The 14018-nt window shown below is 70.1% G+C and carries 17 protein-coding genes; 10 read left to right on the plus strand and 7 right to left on the minus strand.

Going from position 1 to position 14018, the window contains the following annotated elements; genetic code table 11:
* Nucleotides 1-1731 (plus strand): malto-oligosyltrehalose trehalohydrolase, encoded by a 1731-nt coding sequence (treZ, locus tag ACIRVF_RS26620; protein WP_402822690.1) that lies wholly within the window; start codon nt 1-3, stop codon nt 1729-1731.
* 25 nt (nt 1732-1756) lie between these two features.
* On the opposite strand, the gene ACIRVF_RS26625 is transcribed toward treZ, so the two are convergent.
* Together ACIRVF_RS26625 and ACIRVF_RS26630 are read right to left on the minus strand one after the other, a co-directional pair.
* Nucleotides 1757-2650 (minus strand): transketolase family protein, encoded by an 894-nt coding sequence (locus tag ACIRVF_RS26625; protein ID WP_402822693.1) that lies wholly within the window; start codon nt 2648-2650, stop codon nt 1757-1759.
* Nucleotides 2651-2704: 54 nt separating this feature from the next.
* Nucleotides 2705-3412, minus strand: a complete 708-nt coding sequence (locus ACIRVF_RS26630) for a transketolase (protein ID WP_402822696.1) — start codon at nt 3410-3412, stop codon at nt 2705-2707.
* 56 nt (nt 3413-3468) lie between these two features.
* Between ACIRVF_RS26630 and soxR the strand changes: the two genes are divergently transcribed.
* Both soxR and ACIRVF_RS26640 read left to right on the plus strand, forming a co-directional pair.
* Entirely contained in the window at nt 3469-4020 is a 552-nt protein-coding gene (soxR, locus tag ACIRVF_RS26635) for a redox-sensitive transcriptional activator SoxR (RefSeq protein WP_402822699.1), read from the plus strand.
* Between the two features lie 42 nt (nt 4021-4062).
* Nucleotides 4063-4986 (plus strand): phosphotransferase family protein, encoded by a 924-nt coding sequence (locus ACIRVF_RS26640; protein ID WP_402822702.1) that lies wholly within the window; start codon nt 4063-4065, stop codon nt 4984-4986.
* A gap of 67 nt (nt 4987-5053) precedes the next feature.
* Here the strand turns inward: ACIRVF_RS26640 and ACIRVF_RS26645 are convergent, their stop codons facing one another.
* Together ACIRVF_RS26645 and ACIRVF_RS26650 are read right to left on the minus strand one after the other, a co-directional pair.
* Entirely contained in the window at nt 5054-5575 is a 522-nt protein-coding gene (locus ACIRVF_RS26645; protein WP_402822706.1) for a GNAT family N-acetyltransferase, read from the minus strand.
* A 53-nt stretch (nt 5576-5628) separates the two neighbouring features.
* A complete protein-coding gene (locus tag ACIRVF_RS26650; RefSeq protein WP_402822709.1) occupies nt 5629-6267 on the minus strand; it encodes a formylglycine-generating enzyme family protein in 639 nt (212 codons plus the stop codon).
* Between the two features lie 109 nt (nt 6268-6376).
* Between ACIRVF_RS26650 and ACIRVF_RS26655 the strand changes: the two genes are divergently transcribed.
* The 5 genes from ACIRVF_RS26655 to ACIRVF_RS26675 all read left to right on the plus strand — a co-directional run bounded on the left by ACIRVF_RS26655 (nt 6377) and on the right by ACIRVF_RS26675 (nt 10493).
* Nucleotides 6377-6811, plus strand: a complete 435-nt coding sequence (locus ACIRVF_RS26655; RefSeq protein WP_402822712.1) for an SRPBCC family protein — start codon at nt 6377-6379, stop codon at nt 6809-6811.
* A 142-nt stretch (nt 6812-6953) separates the two neighbouring features.
* Nucleotides 6954-7562, plus strand: a complete 609-nt coding sequence (zapE, locus tag ACIRVF_RS26660) for an AFG1/ZapE family ATPase (protein ID WP_402822715.1) — start codon at nt 6954-6956, stop codon at nt 7560-7562.
* A gap of 271 nt (nt 7563-7833) precedes the next feature.
* Nucleotides 7834-9222, plus strand: coding sequence for a putative T7SS-secreted protein (locus ACIRVF_RS26665; protein ID WP_402823008.1), 1389 nt, complete (start codon nt 7834-7836; stop codon nt 9220-9222).
* 389 nt (nt 9223-9611) lie between these two features.
* A complete protein-coding gene (locus tag ACIRVF_RS26670; RefSeq protein ID WP_402823011.1) occupies nt 9612-10034 on the plus strand; it encodes an ADP-ribosyltransferase in 423 nt (140 codons plus the stop codon).
* Between the two features lie 15 nt (nt 10035-10049).
* Nucleotides 10050-10493: a hypothetical protein gene (locus ACIRVF_RS26675; RefSeq protein ID WP_402822718.1), complete on the plus strand. Its 444-nt coding sequence runs from the start codon at nt 10050-10052 to the stop codon at nt 10491-10493.
* Between the two features lie 685 nt (nt 10494-11178).
* Here the strand turns inward: ACIRVF_RS26675 and ACIRVF_RS26680 are convergent.
* The 3 genes from ACIRVF_RS26680 to ACIRVF_RS26690 all read right to left on the minus strand — a co-directional run bounded on the left by ACIRVF_RS26680 (nt 11179) and on the right by ACIRVF_RS26690 (nt 12534).
* The gene (locus ACIRVF_RS26680; protein WP_402822721.1) at nt 11179-11622 is read right to left on the minus strand and encodes a hypothetical protein; all 444 of its coding nucleotides are present in this window, start codon (nt 11620-11622) and stop codon (nt 11179-11181) included.
* Nucleotides 11623-11845: 223 nt separating this feature from the next.
* The gene (locus ACIRVF_RS26685; protein WP_402822724.1) at nt 11846-12124 is read right to left on the minus strand and encodes a hypothetical protein; all 279 of its coding nucleotides are present in this window, start codon (nt 12122-12124) and stop codon (nt 11846-11848) included.
* Nucleotides 12121-12534, minus strand: a complete 414-nt coding sequence (locus tag ACIRVF_RS26690; RefSeq protein ID WP_402822727.1) for an ATP-binding protein — start codon at nt 12532-12534, stop codon at nt 12121-12123. Before ACIRVF_RS26690 ends, ACIRVF_RS26685 begins: the two co-directional genes overlap by 4 nt.
* A 283-nt stretch (nt 12535-12817) precedes the next feature.
* On the opposite strand from ACIRVF_RS26690, the gene ACIRVF_RS26695 reads away from it, so the two are divergent.
* Both ACIRVF_RS26695 and ACIRVF_RS26700 read left to right on the plus strand, forming a co-directional pair.
* A complete protein-coding gene (locus tag ACIRVF_RS26695) occupies nt 12818-13663 on the plus strand; it encodes a helix-turn-helix domain-containing protein (RefSeq protein ID WP_402822730.1) in 846 nt (281 codons plus the stop codon).
* Nucleotides 13660-13881: a DUF397 domain-containing protein gene (locus tag ACIRVF_RS26700; RefSeq protein ID WP_402822733.1), complete on the plus strand. Its 222-nt coding sequence runs from the start codon at nt 13660-13662 to the stop codon at nt 13879-13881. The genes ACIRVF_RS26695 and ACIRVF_RS26700 overlap by 4 nt, the downstream gene beginning before the upstream one ends.
* Nucleotides 13882-14018 lie beyond the last annotated feature (137 nt).

The raw sequence follows: 14018 nt of genomic DNA on the forward strand, positions 1-14018 counted from the left end.
ATGTCGCGCTACGAGGTCTGGGCGCCGTACGCGACCTCCTCGGTCTCGGTCGAAGTCGACGGCGACGCCCACGAGTTGGCCCGCTGCCCGGACCGGGCCGGCTGGTGGACGGGCGAGGCCCCCGAGGGCGACTACGCCTTCCGGCTGGACGGCGGCCCGCCGCTGCCCGACCCCCGCTCACCCCGGCAGCCGTACGGCCCGGACGGCCCCAGCCGGGCGGTGGACCACACCGCCTTTCCCTGGTCCCGGACCGGCTGGCGCGGCCGCGCGCTGCCCGGCGCGGTGCTGTACGAGCTGCACATCGGCACCTTCACCGCGCGCGGCACCTTCGACGCGGCCGCCGAACAACTCGACCACCTGGTCGAGTTGGGCGTCGACTTCGTCGAACTGATGCCGGTCTGCCCGTTTCCGGGCAAGCACGGCTGGGGCTACGACGGGGTCTCGCTGTGGGCCGTGCACGAGCCCTACGGCGGCCCGGAGGGGCTCAAGCGCTTCGTGGACGCCGCGCACCGCAAGGGCCTCGGGGTGGTGCTCGACGTGGTGCACAACCACCTCGGCCCGTCCGGCAACCACCTCCCGGCGTTCGGCCCGTACTTCACCGACCGGCACCACACCCCGTGGGGCTCGGCGGTCAACCTGGACGCGCCCGGCTCGGACGAGGTGCGCGCCTACCTGATCGGCAGCGCACTGGCCTGGCTGCGCGACTACCGGATCGACGGCCTGCGGCTGGACGCGGTGCACGCCCTGGCGGACGACCGGGCCGTCCACTTCCTGGAGGAACTGTCGTACGAGGTCGAGCGGTTGGCGGTGTCGAGCAACCGGCCGCTGTTCCTGGTGGCCGAGTCCGACCTCAACACCCCGCGCACCACCGCCGCCCGCGAGGCCGGCGGCCAGGGCCTCACCGCCCAGTGGAGCGACGACTTCCACCACGCCCTGCACTGCGCGCTCACCGGTGAATCCCAGGGCTACTACGGCGACTTCGCGCGCGAGCCGCTCGCCGCCCTCGCCAAGACCCTGCGGCGCGGGTTCTTCCACGACGGCACCTGGTCCTCCTTCCGCGAGCGCAGCCACGGGCGGCCGTTCGGCCCCGGCGACGGCCACCGGCTGCTCGGCTACCTCCAGACCCACGACCAGGTCGGCAACCGGGCGCTCGGCGACCGGATCTCCACCTCGCTGCCCGCCGGGCGGCTGGCCTGCGGGGCCGCACTGGTGCTCACCTCACCGTTCACCCCGATGCTGTTCATGGGCGAGGAGTGGGGCGCCGCCACCCCCTGGCAGTACTTCACCGACCACACCGACCCGGACCTCGCGGAGGCCGTCCGGCGGGGCCGGCGCCGGGAGTTCGCCGAGCACGGCTGGGCCGCCGAGGCCGTCCCCGACCCGCAGGAGCCGGCCACCGTGCTGCGCTCCGTACTCGACTGGACCGAGCCCCGGCGCGCCCCGCACAGCGAACTCCTCGCCTGGTACCGGACGTTGATCCGGCTGCGGCGCGAGCGCCCGGAGCTGGCCGACCCGGACCTCGACACGGTGCGGGTCGCCTTCGACGAGGCGGCGGGCTGGCTGGTGGTGCACCGGGGGCCGTACCGGGTGGCGGTCAACCTCGGGCCGGGCGAGGCGGTGCTGCCGCTGGCGGACGCCGGGCGGGAGGTGGTGGCGGCCTTCGGGGCGGCAGCCCTGGAGGGTGCGGCCGTGCGGCTGGCGGCGGACTCGGTCGCGGTCGTCCGCACCTGAGGCCCCGCCGGAGGAGCCCCGGGGGTCACCAGAGGAAGGTCCCGATCCGCTCCCTGAGCGAGCCGGCGTCCAGGCCGTAGGCGGCCAGGTGCTCGGCCATCGAACCGTAGTGCCGGTGCTCGCCGCGCGGCACGCCCAGGGCCAGCACCCGGTGCGGGCGGTCGGCCAGCGCGGCGTGCGCCTCGTTCGCCGACGTGCCCTCCAGGTACGGCTCCACCAGCACCGCGTCCGTCCGCTCGCCCAGCGCGGCGCGCAGCCCGGCGGTGTCGAAGGGGCGCACCGTCGCCGCGTACAGCACGGTGACGTCCAGGCCCTCGGTGGCCGCCAGCACCGCGTCCAGCATCGGGCCGACGGCCAGCACCACGCCGCGCGAGCCGGTGCGCACGGTGGTGAAGCGGCCGGGCTCGACCGCGAGGGGCGCGGCGTTCTGGTGGCTGGAGAGCCGGACGTACACGTTGCGGTCGCCGTCGGCGACGGCGTGGCGCAGCAACTGCTCGGCCTCCTCCGGGTGGCCGGGGACGTGCACCGTCCAGTCCGGGAGGGTGTCCAGCAGGGCGACGTCCCCCGGCGACATGTGGGTACGACCGGCCGCCGGGTTGTCGTAGGAGCCGCCCGCGCTCACCAGAACGGCGCCGACGCCCTGGTGGACCAGGCTCAACTTCAGCTGCTCGAAGGGCCGTTCGACCAGGAAGCTGGCGAAGGTGTGGGCGATCGGGCGCATCCCGCTGAGCGCCAGGCCGCCGGCCGCGCCGACCAGCAACTGCTCCCGGATGCCGACGTTGACCACGCGGTCGGGGTGGCGCTCGCGGGCGGGCTCGAAGGCTGCGGCGGTGATGTCGGCGAGCACCACGGCCAGCCGGGGGTCCTCGTCCAGCAGACGGGTGGTGACGTCGACGAAGCGCTCGCGCATGGTGTCCATCGGTGAAGTGCCTTTCACGTTCGTGGTGTTGGCTGGATCGGGGGTCGCCGGGACTCAGGAGTGCTTCGGCTCGACCCGGGCGACCACCACGTGCGGGCGGCCCGGGTGCGCGGTGGTGTAGGCCCGGTGCAGCGCCTCGTGGTCGCGGCCGTCCACCGTCGCGGTCGACCAGCCGGCGGCCGCGAACCGCTGGGCGATCCCGCCCTGCCAGCCGTGGGTGGCCGAGGAGTTGTCGATCACCACCGCGTGCAGCCGGTCCAGCCCGTAGGCGCCGGCGAAGGCCACCGCCTCGTGGTTGGAGCCCTCGTCGAACTCGGCGTCGCCGACCAGCACCCACACCGCCGGGTCGGTCAGCCCCTGCGCCCGCAGGCCGAGCGCGGTGCCGACGGCCAGCGGCAGGCCGTGGCCGAGCGAGCCGGAGGAGATCTCCACGCCGGGCAGCAGGGTGCGGTCCGGATGGTAGCCCAGCGGCGAGTCGTAACCGCCGAAGCTCGGCAGCACGGCGGGGTCGATGAAGCCCTTGGCGGCCAGTACGGCGTAGTAGGCCATCGGACCGTGGCCCTTGGAGAGCAGGAAGCGGTCGCGGTCCTGCGCCTCGGCGGTGTCCGGGGTCACCCTCAGCACCCGGTCGTACAGCACCCAGAGCGCGTCCAGGGTGGAGGTGGCCGCGACGTCGTGCTTCTCGTCGCCGGTCATCAGGGCCATCAGCGGCTGGAGGTCCTCGAACCGGGCCCGGGCCGCCGTCTCTGTCGTCGTCGTCATGGACCGATCGTGCAACTTAAAGCCAGCTTGAGGTCAAGCGGCTACAGTGAGTCCCCATGACCGCGATACCCGACGGCGTCCGCACCACCGGCCCGCGCTCCGACGACCTGCTCACCATCGGCCAGCTGGCCGCCCGCAGCGGCCTGGCCGCCTCCGCGCTGCGCTACTACGAGAGCCTCGGCCTGATCCACGCCACCCGCACCTCCGGCGGCCAGCGCCGCTACCTGCGCAGCACGCTGCGCCGGATCGCCTTCGTCCGGGCCGCCCAGCGGGTCGGCCTCTCCCTCGACGAGGCCAAGGTCGCCCTCGACCGGCTGCCCGAGCGCCCCGCCCCCAGCGGCGCCGAGTGGACCGCCGTCGCCGCGTCCTGGCAGGGCCGGATCGACGAACAGATCGCCGAACTCGAACTGCTCAAGGCCAAACTCACCAGCTGCATCGGCTGCGGCTGCCTGTCGCTCACCCGCTGCGCCCTCTACAACGCCGACGACCGGGCCGCCCAGGCCGGCCCCGGCGCCCGTTACCTGCTCACCCGCGACCCGGCCACCGGCCCGGAACCCGCCCCGTCCGACGTCCCCGGAGGCCGCGCACCCCGGCCCGACACGCCCTGAAATCCTTTGCCGCTGGGCCGTTGGCGCGCCTACCGTGGCACTGTGCTGCCTCCGGTCGAGACGGACGAACAGTGGGACGCGGTCGTCCCCGACGAGTCGGTGATGCGCCCGGGCGCCGAGGCGCTCTGTGCGCTACTCGGCCTCGACGGGCTTCCGTTGGCGCGCTTCGCGGAGGGGTCCGTCCCGGTCTACGCGGTCGGCGGGGAGCACGTGCTCAAGCTGTTCCCGGCGGCGAGCGCCCGGGACGGCCTCGTCGAGGAGCGCGTCCTGGCCTTCCTGGACGGCGCGCTGCCGATCCCCACCCCGGCCGTCCGGACTGCGGGCGAGTACGTCAACGGCTGGCGCTACGTCCTGATGTCCCGCCTCCACGGCGAGGGCCTCGCCCCCGCCTGGCCGCGCATCCCCGGGGCCGACCGCGAGCGGATCGCCCGCGACTGCGGCGAGGCGCTCGCCGCCCTCCACGCCCTCGACGCCGGACCGCTCGCCGGCACCCTCGCCCCCGGCGACTGGGCAGCCTTCCTGGCCCGGCAGCGCGCGAGCGCCGTCGACCGGCAGCGCGAACGCGAGCTGCCGGAGGCGTGGTTGGAGCAGATCCCCGAATTCCTCGCCGCCGCCCCGCTGCCGGCTTCTGCCCAACAGGCCCTGCTGCACACCGAGTTCATGCGCGAGCACCTGATCACCGACCCGGCCGGCGGCTGGCGGCTCACCGGCCTGATCGACTTCGAGCCCGCGATGACCGGCGATCCGGCCTACGACCTGGTCGCCGTCGGCCTCTTCACCACCCGCGCCGACCCGCACCTGCTCGGACAGCTGCTCGCCGCCTACGGCCGGGTCTTCGAACCGCGGCTGCTGATGGCGTACGCGCTGCTGCACGTGTACAGCCACCTGCCGTGGTACCTGCGGGAGTTGAAGCCGTCGGCGCGGACCCTGGACGACCTCGCCGAGGAGTGGTTCGGGGTCGCCTGAGGAGCTCCGGCTCAGGGCCCCTGGCTCAGGGGCTCCGGCTCAGGGCCCCTGGCTCAGGGGCTCCGGCTCAGGGCCTCGGGTCGGTGCGCAGCAGGCCGTAGTAGACCCCGTCGCGCCACTGCCCGGCCCGGAAGTTCACCGCGCGGTGGACGCCCTCCCGGGTGAAGCCGACCTTCTCCAGCGCGCGCTGCTCCGCGATGTTGTCGACGTCCGTGTCCGCCTCCACCCGCATCGTCGGCGTGTGGGCGAACAGGTAGTCCACCAGCAGTCGTTGGGCCTGGGTGCCGATCCCCCGTCCACGCGCCTGCGGCATCAGCTGGATGCCGATGTTCCAGTACGGCGCGGTCGGCAGCATCGCCTTCCGCCGGGCGGCGACGAAACCGCAGAACTCCTCTCCGGCGACGACCGCGAAGATCCACTGGTCGTCGCCGAGCAGCCCGTGCTCCGCCCACCGGCGCCGGAACCGCTCCGGATCCCGCCAGCCGTACCACTGGAATTCGCCCACCACCTCGGGGTCGTTGACCAGTCGGCCGAAGGCGGGGAGGTCGGCTTCGGCTATCGGACGCAGGGATACCGTTTCATCGCTCACGCAGGCGCCAACGCGCGGCCCGCCACAGGGGTTCCGTCGGGTGTTCGCCGAGGTCAGGCACCCGTCGAGCGCGCGAGCCGGAAGCCCACGTCGTCGATCCGCAGGGTCGGGTGGCTGCGGCGGCGCACGGAGGCCCGGCAGCTCCAGTGCTCGTCGAACCAGCCGCCGCCGCGCAGCACCCGGTAACTGCCGTACACCTCCGGGTCGTAGAGCTCCCAGCACCACTCCCACACGTTGCCGAGCAGGTCGTACAGCCCGTAGGCGTTGGGCCGCAGCTCTCCGACGGAGTGCGGGCGCTCACCCGAGTTGCCGCGGTGCCAGGCGATCTCGTCCAGCGGGCCGTAGCGCGGACCGTCCGTCCCGGCCCGGCAGGCGTGCTCCCACTCGGCCTCGGTCGGCAGCCGGTAGCCGTCGGCGTCGCGCTCCCAGGCGACCTCCTCGCCGTCCACCCGGTAGGCGGGCACCAGGCCCTCGCGCCGGGACAGTTCGTTGCAGTGGCGGACGGCGTCCAGCCAGGACACGCTGTGCGCGGGGCGGCGGTCGCCCGCGACGCCCTCGTACTCCTCACGGGTGACCGGACAGGCCCCCAGCTCGAACGGGGCCACCTCCACGCTCCACGTCCGCTGGGTGCGGCGGTCGGAGAGCGTGACGCGGCCGGGCGGCACGGCGATCAGTCCGGTACTCGGTTCCATGATCGACGATCCTACGGGCCCGCCTCGACCGGCCCGTCCCCTGGCGCCGCGATCTGACATCACATCAGAATAAGTAGCTCTGGCCAACGGACGGAAGGCGGCAACGACCATGGCGGTCCTGACAGTCAGCACAGTGGTGGAGGCCTCCGCCGAGCGGGTGTGGGAGCTGGTCGGCGACTTCCACGCCCTCGGCGACTGGCACCCCCACCTGCCGGTGAGCCGGCTCGGCAACGGCCTGGCCGGCAACGCGATCGGCTCCGTCCGGGTCTTCGAACTGCCCGACGGTGTCGTGCTGCACGAGACGCTGCTCGCCTACGACGACGAGGCCCGCAGCTACACCTACAGCTTCCCCGACGGCACCTTCCACTTCGACGGCTACCGCGCCACCCTGCGGGTCACCCCGGTGACCGAACTGGCCGCCAGCTTCGTGGAGTGGAGCGTCCGGTACGACATCGACCCGGAACACCGCAAGGACTCGACCGAGCGCGTCCACGGCGTCTTCACCACCGGCCTCGCCGGCCTCCGCGAGCGCTTCGCGAGCTGAGCGGGCGGGGGCGGTCGGCGAGCCGAGCAAGCCGAGTGGATCCGGCGGGTGCTCGCCCCGCCGGGCCCGCTCGGCGTTCCCATCGCCGTCGACGAACACCTGTTGATCTCGAAGGTCCGACGCCCTGCCAGGGTCCGGACCCGTGACCGACAGGGCCCGGAAGCAGTACGAGGCGATGCGTGGACACGTCCACCGGACCGCCGAACAGCACGGATTCACGCTCGACCCCGCCCAGGAACTCCCGGTCGAGCAACTCAGACTGGCCGGCGAACTGGCCCACCCGGCCTGGCGGCTGCGCCGCACGCCGCGACACCTCTGCATCCCGCCCCGGCCGTCGGAAGCGGGTGCGGTCGTCGCCCACCACCGTGAGCTGCCGGCCCGGGCCGTCCGCGACGACCACGTGTGGTTCGGCTTCCAGGAGTTGTGTGAGGGCCGTACCTCCGTCACGGACTACCTAGCGGTCGCCGACCGCTTCCCCACCATCGTCCTGGACGCCGTCCCACCGCTCACTGACGCGTCCCCCGACGGCCGACGCCGCTTCGCCAATCCGGTCGACGTCTGCTGCGACCGCGACGTCCGCCTGATCCTCATCGGCGCGACCCCGTCGCCGGCCTCCCCACCGGCTCGACCCTCATGCGCGACCTCGACCGCACCGCCAGCCGCCTCGCCCTCCTCCGCCAGCCGGCCCAGGAGGCGGCCGCCCACTGAGCGGCAGACGCCAGCCTCATGCATCCGCACCAGGGCGAGGTAGTCGTTGTTCAGCATCACCCGCGCCAGCCGGGCCGCGGCGGCGACCACCGCGGGCCAGCCCGGGTCGTCCAGGAAGGCCTCGTCAGGGGAACAGGCACCGACCGCGTCCTGCACCGCGCGGTAGGCTGCGCCGAGGCACGCCATCAGCTCGACCTCCTGCTCGGTGCGAAGGCTCCCGCCCAGGGAGCGCGCGGGCTCGTGCGCATCGCAGAAGTCGTCGAAGAGCACGTGCACGGTGTAGTCGAGATCCTCGAACTCGTCCCGGTCGAGCCATACTTCCCGTTGCCAGGTCGGGCCGGCCAGGGCTACGACCGCCGGGACGACATGGAGCCGGAAGGTGGGGAGGGCGATGCCGTGATCAATGCGGCAACCTCGACCAGAGCGACGACCCGAAGGAACTTCTGCACGGCGACGCGAAGAAGTTGAACGAGGTCGCGGGTCACCTGCAGAAGTTCCACGACGCGTTCGACAAGGCCGGCCAGGGCCTGACCCGCCTGGACACCGACCACTGGACCGGAGAGGCCGCCGAGAAGTTCCGCGGGGAGTTCGACCCCCAGCCCAAGCAGTGGCTGGCGGCGGCGGACGCCTTCGCAAAGGCCGGCACCGCTCTGACTACCTACGCCCACACCGTCAGCTGGGCGCAGGACCAGGCGAAGGAGGCCGTCAGGATCTGGAAGGAGGCGCAGAAGAAGACGGACGCCGCCGCCAAGACCTACATGAACGATGCGATGACCTACGACCTGCAGCTCAAGGCCTACAACGCGGTCCCGCCCGACCAGCGCCAGGGCGACCCGCCGGCCAAGCCCGGCGAGTTCACGCCCCCAGCGGATGCGGTAGCCCAGTTCAAGGAGGCCGAGGACAAGCTGAACGCCGCCCGCACCCAGCGGGACTCGGCCGCCCGAACGGCACTCGCGACGGTCAAGGCACTCGTGGAATCCGCCCCGGCGATGCCGAGCCAAACGGAGATCCTCAAGGCCGACCTGATGGACACCGCAACGTCCGTCCCGCAGCTCGCCGTCCACTTCGGCGGCGGTGTCATCAAGAGCGCCGTCGACCTGAACAAGCTCCTGCGCAGCGTGAACCCGCTCGACTCGTACAACGCCACGCACCCCGCCGAGTACGCCACAGGCCTCTCCGGCCTCGTGGCCGGCCTGTCCAGCAGCGCCAACAACCCGACCGAGGCAGTCAAGGGCCTCATCGGCAGCGGCTGGGGCTCCGACCCCGCCGAAGCCGGCGGCAAACTCTTCGGCAACCTGCTGCTCGTCCCCGAAACCGGAGGCAGCGGCGTCGCCGCCTCCGCCGCCGAACGCGGAGCCACCGCAGTAGCCGAAGACGCGGCCAAGAACACCGCCAAGGAAGCCGCCGAAAACGCTGCGAAGGAAGCGGCCGAGAAGGCTGCGAAGGAAGCATCACAGAAGGCCGCTGAGCCCACTAAACCATCGCTCACAACGCCGAGCCACCCAACCAGTCTGCAGGAATCAGCCGATACGGCGAGCGGTACCATGAACCTTCCGTCTCAGAAGGTTCCACACCCGGTGCAGCCCGCACCGAGTCCTTTGACGACTTCGTCTCCGCACCCCGGTTTTTGTAACAGGGCCAGTCAAACCTGCGGAACCGCACCCAGTAGTCAAATCGACTGCAGATTCCGGCGCAGCTCATGAGATCGATACAACGTCGGGAGGAGCGCCAAATCACAGCCACACCAAGGATCCCGCAGGCGCCGAAAGTGACGTCGGCGCTCATGGCACCCACAATTCCGATCACGTTCCTGCACCAGGAGAATCTGCTGGCGAAACCTCTGACAGCCACGAATGCCCATGGCACCGCCGTTCATGGCAGTGTCTCGCACATGTCCCCGGAGGACTTTAGCCGGCTGACGCCGGAAGACCAGATGAAGGTTGCCTGGTCCGAGACCTCACAAGGGGCAAGGACATTTAAGGACAACTTTGAGGCCCAGGAGTATGGTGCCGACCACTGGAACCAGTACGCCACAGGCCTCCCCGAGTCTTAGAGGCAGGCAGTATGGGGCTACACAACAGAAGATCCCCATATTAGCTATAGGGCGATTAACCCCTATCTACGATCCGGCGGTGAAGCCACTCAAGACCTGCTGGATAGAATCGCAGAAATTGACGGCGCACTAGCCGGTCGCCCCGTGCCGGAAACGGTGATGGTGAGTCGGGGGACCAATCTTTATCATATTCCGATGCGCCCAGATGAAATGGCGGGAGGAGTCTTCGCAGAGGATTCCTTTACCTCGGCTTCGCTAGGCGAGAGCCCATTTAACGACAAGCAGGCCATGCTACACTTGAAGATTCCCGCAGGAACGCCAGCATTGTGGGTTGAGAAGGTCTCGGCATTCAGCAGTGACGAGCAGGAGATCCTTATGGGGCGCGGCGTAAAATGGCGCTGTGATCGTGTCGCCATGCCGGACACTGGGCCATATCAGATATACGGCGAAGTTCTGCCATAAAGGAAGAGATATCTAATGAATGACGCCATGAAGAACGCACGGCTTAGCGAGGACCTGCAGTTGCGAGTACTGGAGGGCGGTCCAGTCCACTATGAATACTCGACGGATAAGCCAGTCGAGTATGTCACCGTAGCCGATGAGCACGGCCGCGTACTCGGCTACCTCTGGGGATGCGACGCTGATGACGCTGCCGGGTGGGTGGATCATCAGGTGGCCGGCCGCGCGGCGCTCCAGGCTGCCGGACACTGGGTCATGAAACTGCGAAACGCGAAATCTCGAGCACTGCTCCCTTCTCAAGCCCTGGCTGAGCTGTCCACTGAGCCAGGCGCCGGGCGGTCAGGGCAAATCGTTCCCGGCTCGCAGGCCAAGGCTGAAAGCGTCGAGGTGCTGCGCGCGAAGGCCAACGAGGGATGGGAGCCGCCAGCACAGCCGGAGTCGCCTCGCGGCCGTCGCCGGTGATCTCCGGGGCACCTGGTGGCCTCTACCTCAAGATTGAGGTGGAGGTCGCCATGGCGTTCCTGCCCCGATTCCCCCAGCTCGACTGGGACTGACCCCAACTGCCAGAGTGTGAAAGCCCGCAGACTCCAAGGTCTCCCGGTCTCGTACAGGCTGTGGCGTGTAGTGGACAGCACTATGGGGCGCTGGGTCCACCACCTCGCCCTTGCCGCTTCGATCTCCACCATCACCGAAGGTAGGCCGCGAGGAGCCTACCCATTCGCACGAGGTTCTCCCGGCTCCTGGCCGCCCCCGCGCTCTCAACTGCGGCCATACACGCCGCCGGCGGCCTCTCATTTAGGTGTCAACAGCACGACCGTCGCTGACGCTGTACAGACCCTGAATATCTCGGTCACCTACCGGTGTCTGGCTGCCTTCCAATCGGCCGCCATCACCGTGCCGATCTCACCGGCCGCTGTGTTGGGCCGTGGCTCGGTGCGCGCTCCCTGCACGCCAACGCGCTGCCGTACGGCAACGGTGCTGGTGAGTGTCACTCGCCCGACGGCGCCTGAACCAAGTCCTCGGTGGACCTCTCCGCGTACATGGCCGATGCCGAGTTCACGCATACCCGGACTACGGGCACGATCGTCGCCAGCTGACGCGGGCGGTGGGGCCGGTCGACCCAGCGCCGCGTCGGGTCGATCGGCATTCAGACGACCAGCGGGAACCAGCCTGCAACCGAGGATGCTGCGGCCAGCCATCCGACGGCGACCGCCACCCGGCCGCACTCAAGCCCCCGGGCCCGCTGGAATGCGGCGATCAGGGTGGCGACCGCCGCGACCGGCATGAAGAGGTAGGCGAGGCACCAGAGCCAGCCGCACAAGGGCAGCACCGCAAGGACTCCGATGATCAGTAGCGGCACCCATACGGCGGCGACGGTGAAACCCGCCGCCGCACAGGCGACCCGGAAGCGGTCCTCGCGACGGCAGAAGACGGGCACCGTACAGACGACGGCGGTCAGCAGCCCGACCGCGGACAGAAGAACGAGCCGCAAACTGACCCCGTACGCCCCGGCGATGAGCACCAGCGGCACCACGAACACCGCACACGCCGTCCCGGCCAACCACCGGGCACTTGCGGGAACCGCGGCCACCCGTCACCTCCTTTGAACGCGTTCAAATGTAGCACGCCGGGACGGTGCGATCAGGTGGATTCGGACTCGCTGAGGGCGGCGAGCACACGTTGGCGGACCGCAGCGGAGGCGCCGGGCGGCCGACGTGCCAACTCCGCTTCCAGGCGTCGCCGTTCGGCACGCAGGAGGCGGCCGACCGGCGCGCGGGAACAGTCCCGGAACCACCAGTCGCGGAAGCGGTGGATCACGCCGGCTCCCCTTCGGCAGTGTTCGCCCAGCTGATGCGCAACTCGCAGTCGCCGAAGGGAAGGGCGAGGTATGGGTTCGCGGCGAGGTGGCGAATGACGTTGCGTTCGGCGCAGGGGCCGGTGAGGGCGCGCTCCATGATCTCGCGCTGGAGCGGGGACATCGGGCGGAAGCAGATCGAGTTCCAGAGGGATTCGAGGCCGTCGGGGCTGAGGGTGTGGACCGACGGCGGCCTCACACCGGGGACTTCGACGCGGATCTCGTGGTCGGCCCTCACGCGGCCACCTCGCCCCAGACGATCTTGCCCACAGGTCGGCGCGGGCAGCAGCCCCAGCGCTTGGTGAGGGAATCGACGAGGTGGAGCCCTCGCCCGGTCTCGCCGTCGAGACCGGGCGAGGAGAACGCGGGGAGGCAGTCGCCCCGGGCGTCGTGGACCTCGATGCGGAGGCGGGTGGGGTCGACGTCGAGGGCGAAGTAGATGAGGTGGCCGACCGGGGTGCCGTGGAGGACAGCGTTGGTGACGAACTCGGTGGTGACGACGAGCCCGGAGTCGAGGAAGCGGTCCCCGTTCGGGTGGAGGAGAGGAGGACGGAGAGCCGCTGACGCGCGATGGCGGGCGAGCGGCGGCTGCGCGGGAGCCAGATGGTGGAGGAGTTTCGAGACATGGCGATGGAACCTTCCAAACACATGAGTGGAGAAGGCCGGGCGGCCACTACGGCGTCCGTGCACGTCCAGCGCGAAGCGCCCATGAAGGCGTACAACTGCCCTATGCCATGCACATCACGCACAGCGAGTGCTTCGTCACGCACAGCATGGAGCATTGCCGCAGTAGATCGCAAGGCACGTCGATGAAATATGAAAACTTTCAGTTCTGAGAGCAAGGTGCTGTGCCTACGCTCATCCGAGTGGTGGCGAACCGTCACCAGCCGCATGCACACTGGTTCCTGAACGCTCTGGAGGGGTTACGTAGATGGCAGTCGCAGTGCCAGCCGTGCGATACCGCCGCATCGCCGCCGAGCTGAGAAGGCTTCGCGAGCTGAAGAACCTCTCAGCCGAGGAGGTCGTTGCCCAGGTCGACGGCATCAACCTGGTGAAGCTCAGCCGGTACGAGAACGCCCGCGTCCAGCTGAAGCCCGATGTCGTCAGAGCTCTGCTCGACTTCTACGAGTGCGACGAGGAACTCAAGGAGGTCCTCGTCGAGATCCTCCGCGACAAGCGCCGCCCGGGTTGGATGGCGGGCTACGAGCAACTGAATCCGCTCTACACAGATCTGATCCGCCTCGAAGAGACGGCCGTAGGCAACAAGTCGTACGAATCTGCGTACATCCCTGGCCTCCTTCAGACCCGTCAGTACGCCCACGCCATCATCTCCAGCGGCGTGATAGACAAGCCCAGCGTCGAAGAGCGTGTCGAAGTCCGGATCAACAGGCAATCGGTCCTCACCCGATCCGAGAACCCGCTGAAGCTCTGGGCGGTCATCCACGAAGCCGCCCTCTCGATGAGTGCCGCTCCAGGCGTGATGGCCGACCAGTTGGACAAGCTGCTGCAGTTCAGCCGGCTTCCCAATATCAAGATTCAAATCATGCCGGCCGTGGCGCCGCCGCATCCCGGAATGACCGGGCCGTTCGCTCTCCTGGAGTTTCGACAGCGCGATCTCGATCTGGTGCTACTCAGCGGAATGCTCAGCAGCAACTGGGTTGAGGATCCGGACCAAGTCGACATCTACCGGGCGGCGTTCGACGAAATCATGGCAACCGCCTTGTCCCTCGACGAGTCGCGCAACCTCATCACACAGAAGAGAGACACGCTCAAGTGACCCACTTCCCTGTCGCCTCCGCACTTCCTGTGCAGTGGAAGAAGGCAATCGCCAGCAACCCGAACGACAACTGCGTCGAAGTAGCCGACGGCATCACCGGTCTCATCCCGGTCCGCGACAGCAAGGACCCCCATGGCCCGGCCCTCGGCTTCTCCCCTGCGGCCTGGCGAGCGTTCGTCGCCGGCATCCGGGCCGGCGACTTCCCGACCGCCCCCTGACGCGAACCCCAGGCGGGGGCGCGGCCCCCCCCCCCCCCCCCCCCCCACCCCCCCCCCCCCGGCGCCGGCCCCCCCCCCCCCCCCCCCCCCCCCCCCGGAACGGCCCCCCCCGGGGGCCCCCCCCCCCCACCGCGGGG

Source organism: Kitasatospora sp. NPDC101157, from assembly GCF_044768255.1.
GTDB lineage: Bacteria > Actinomycetota > Actinomycetes > Streptomycetales > Streptomycetaceae > Kitasatospora.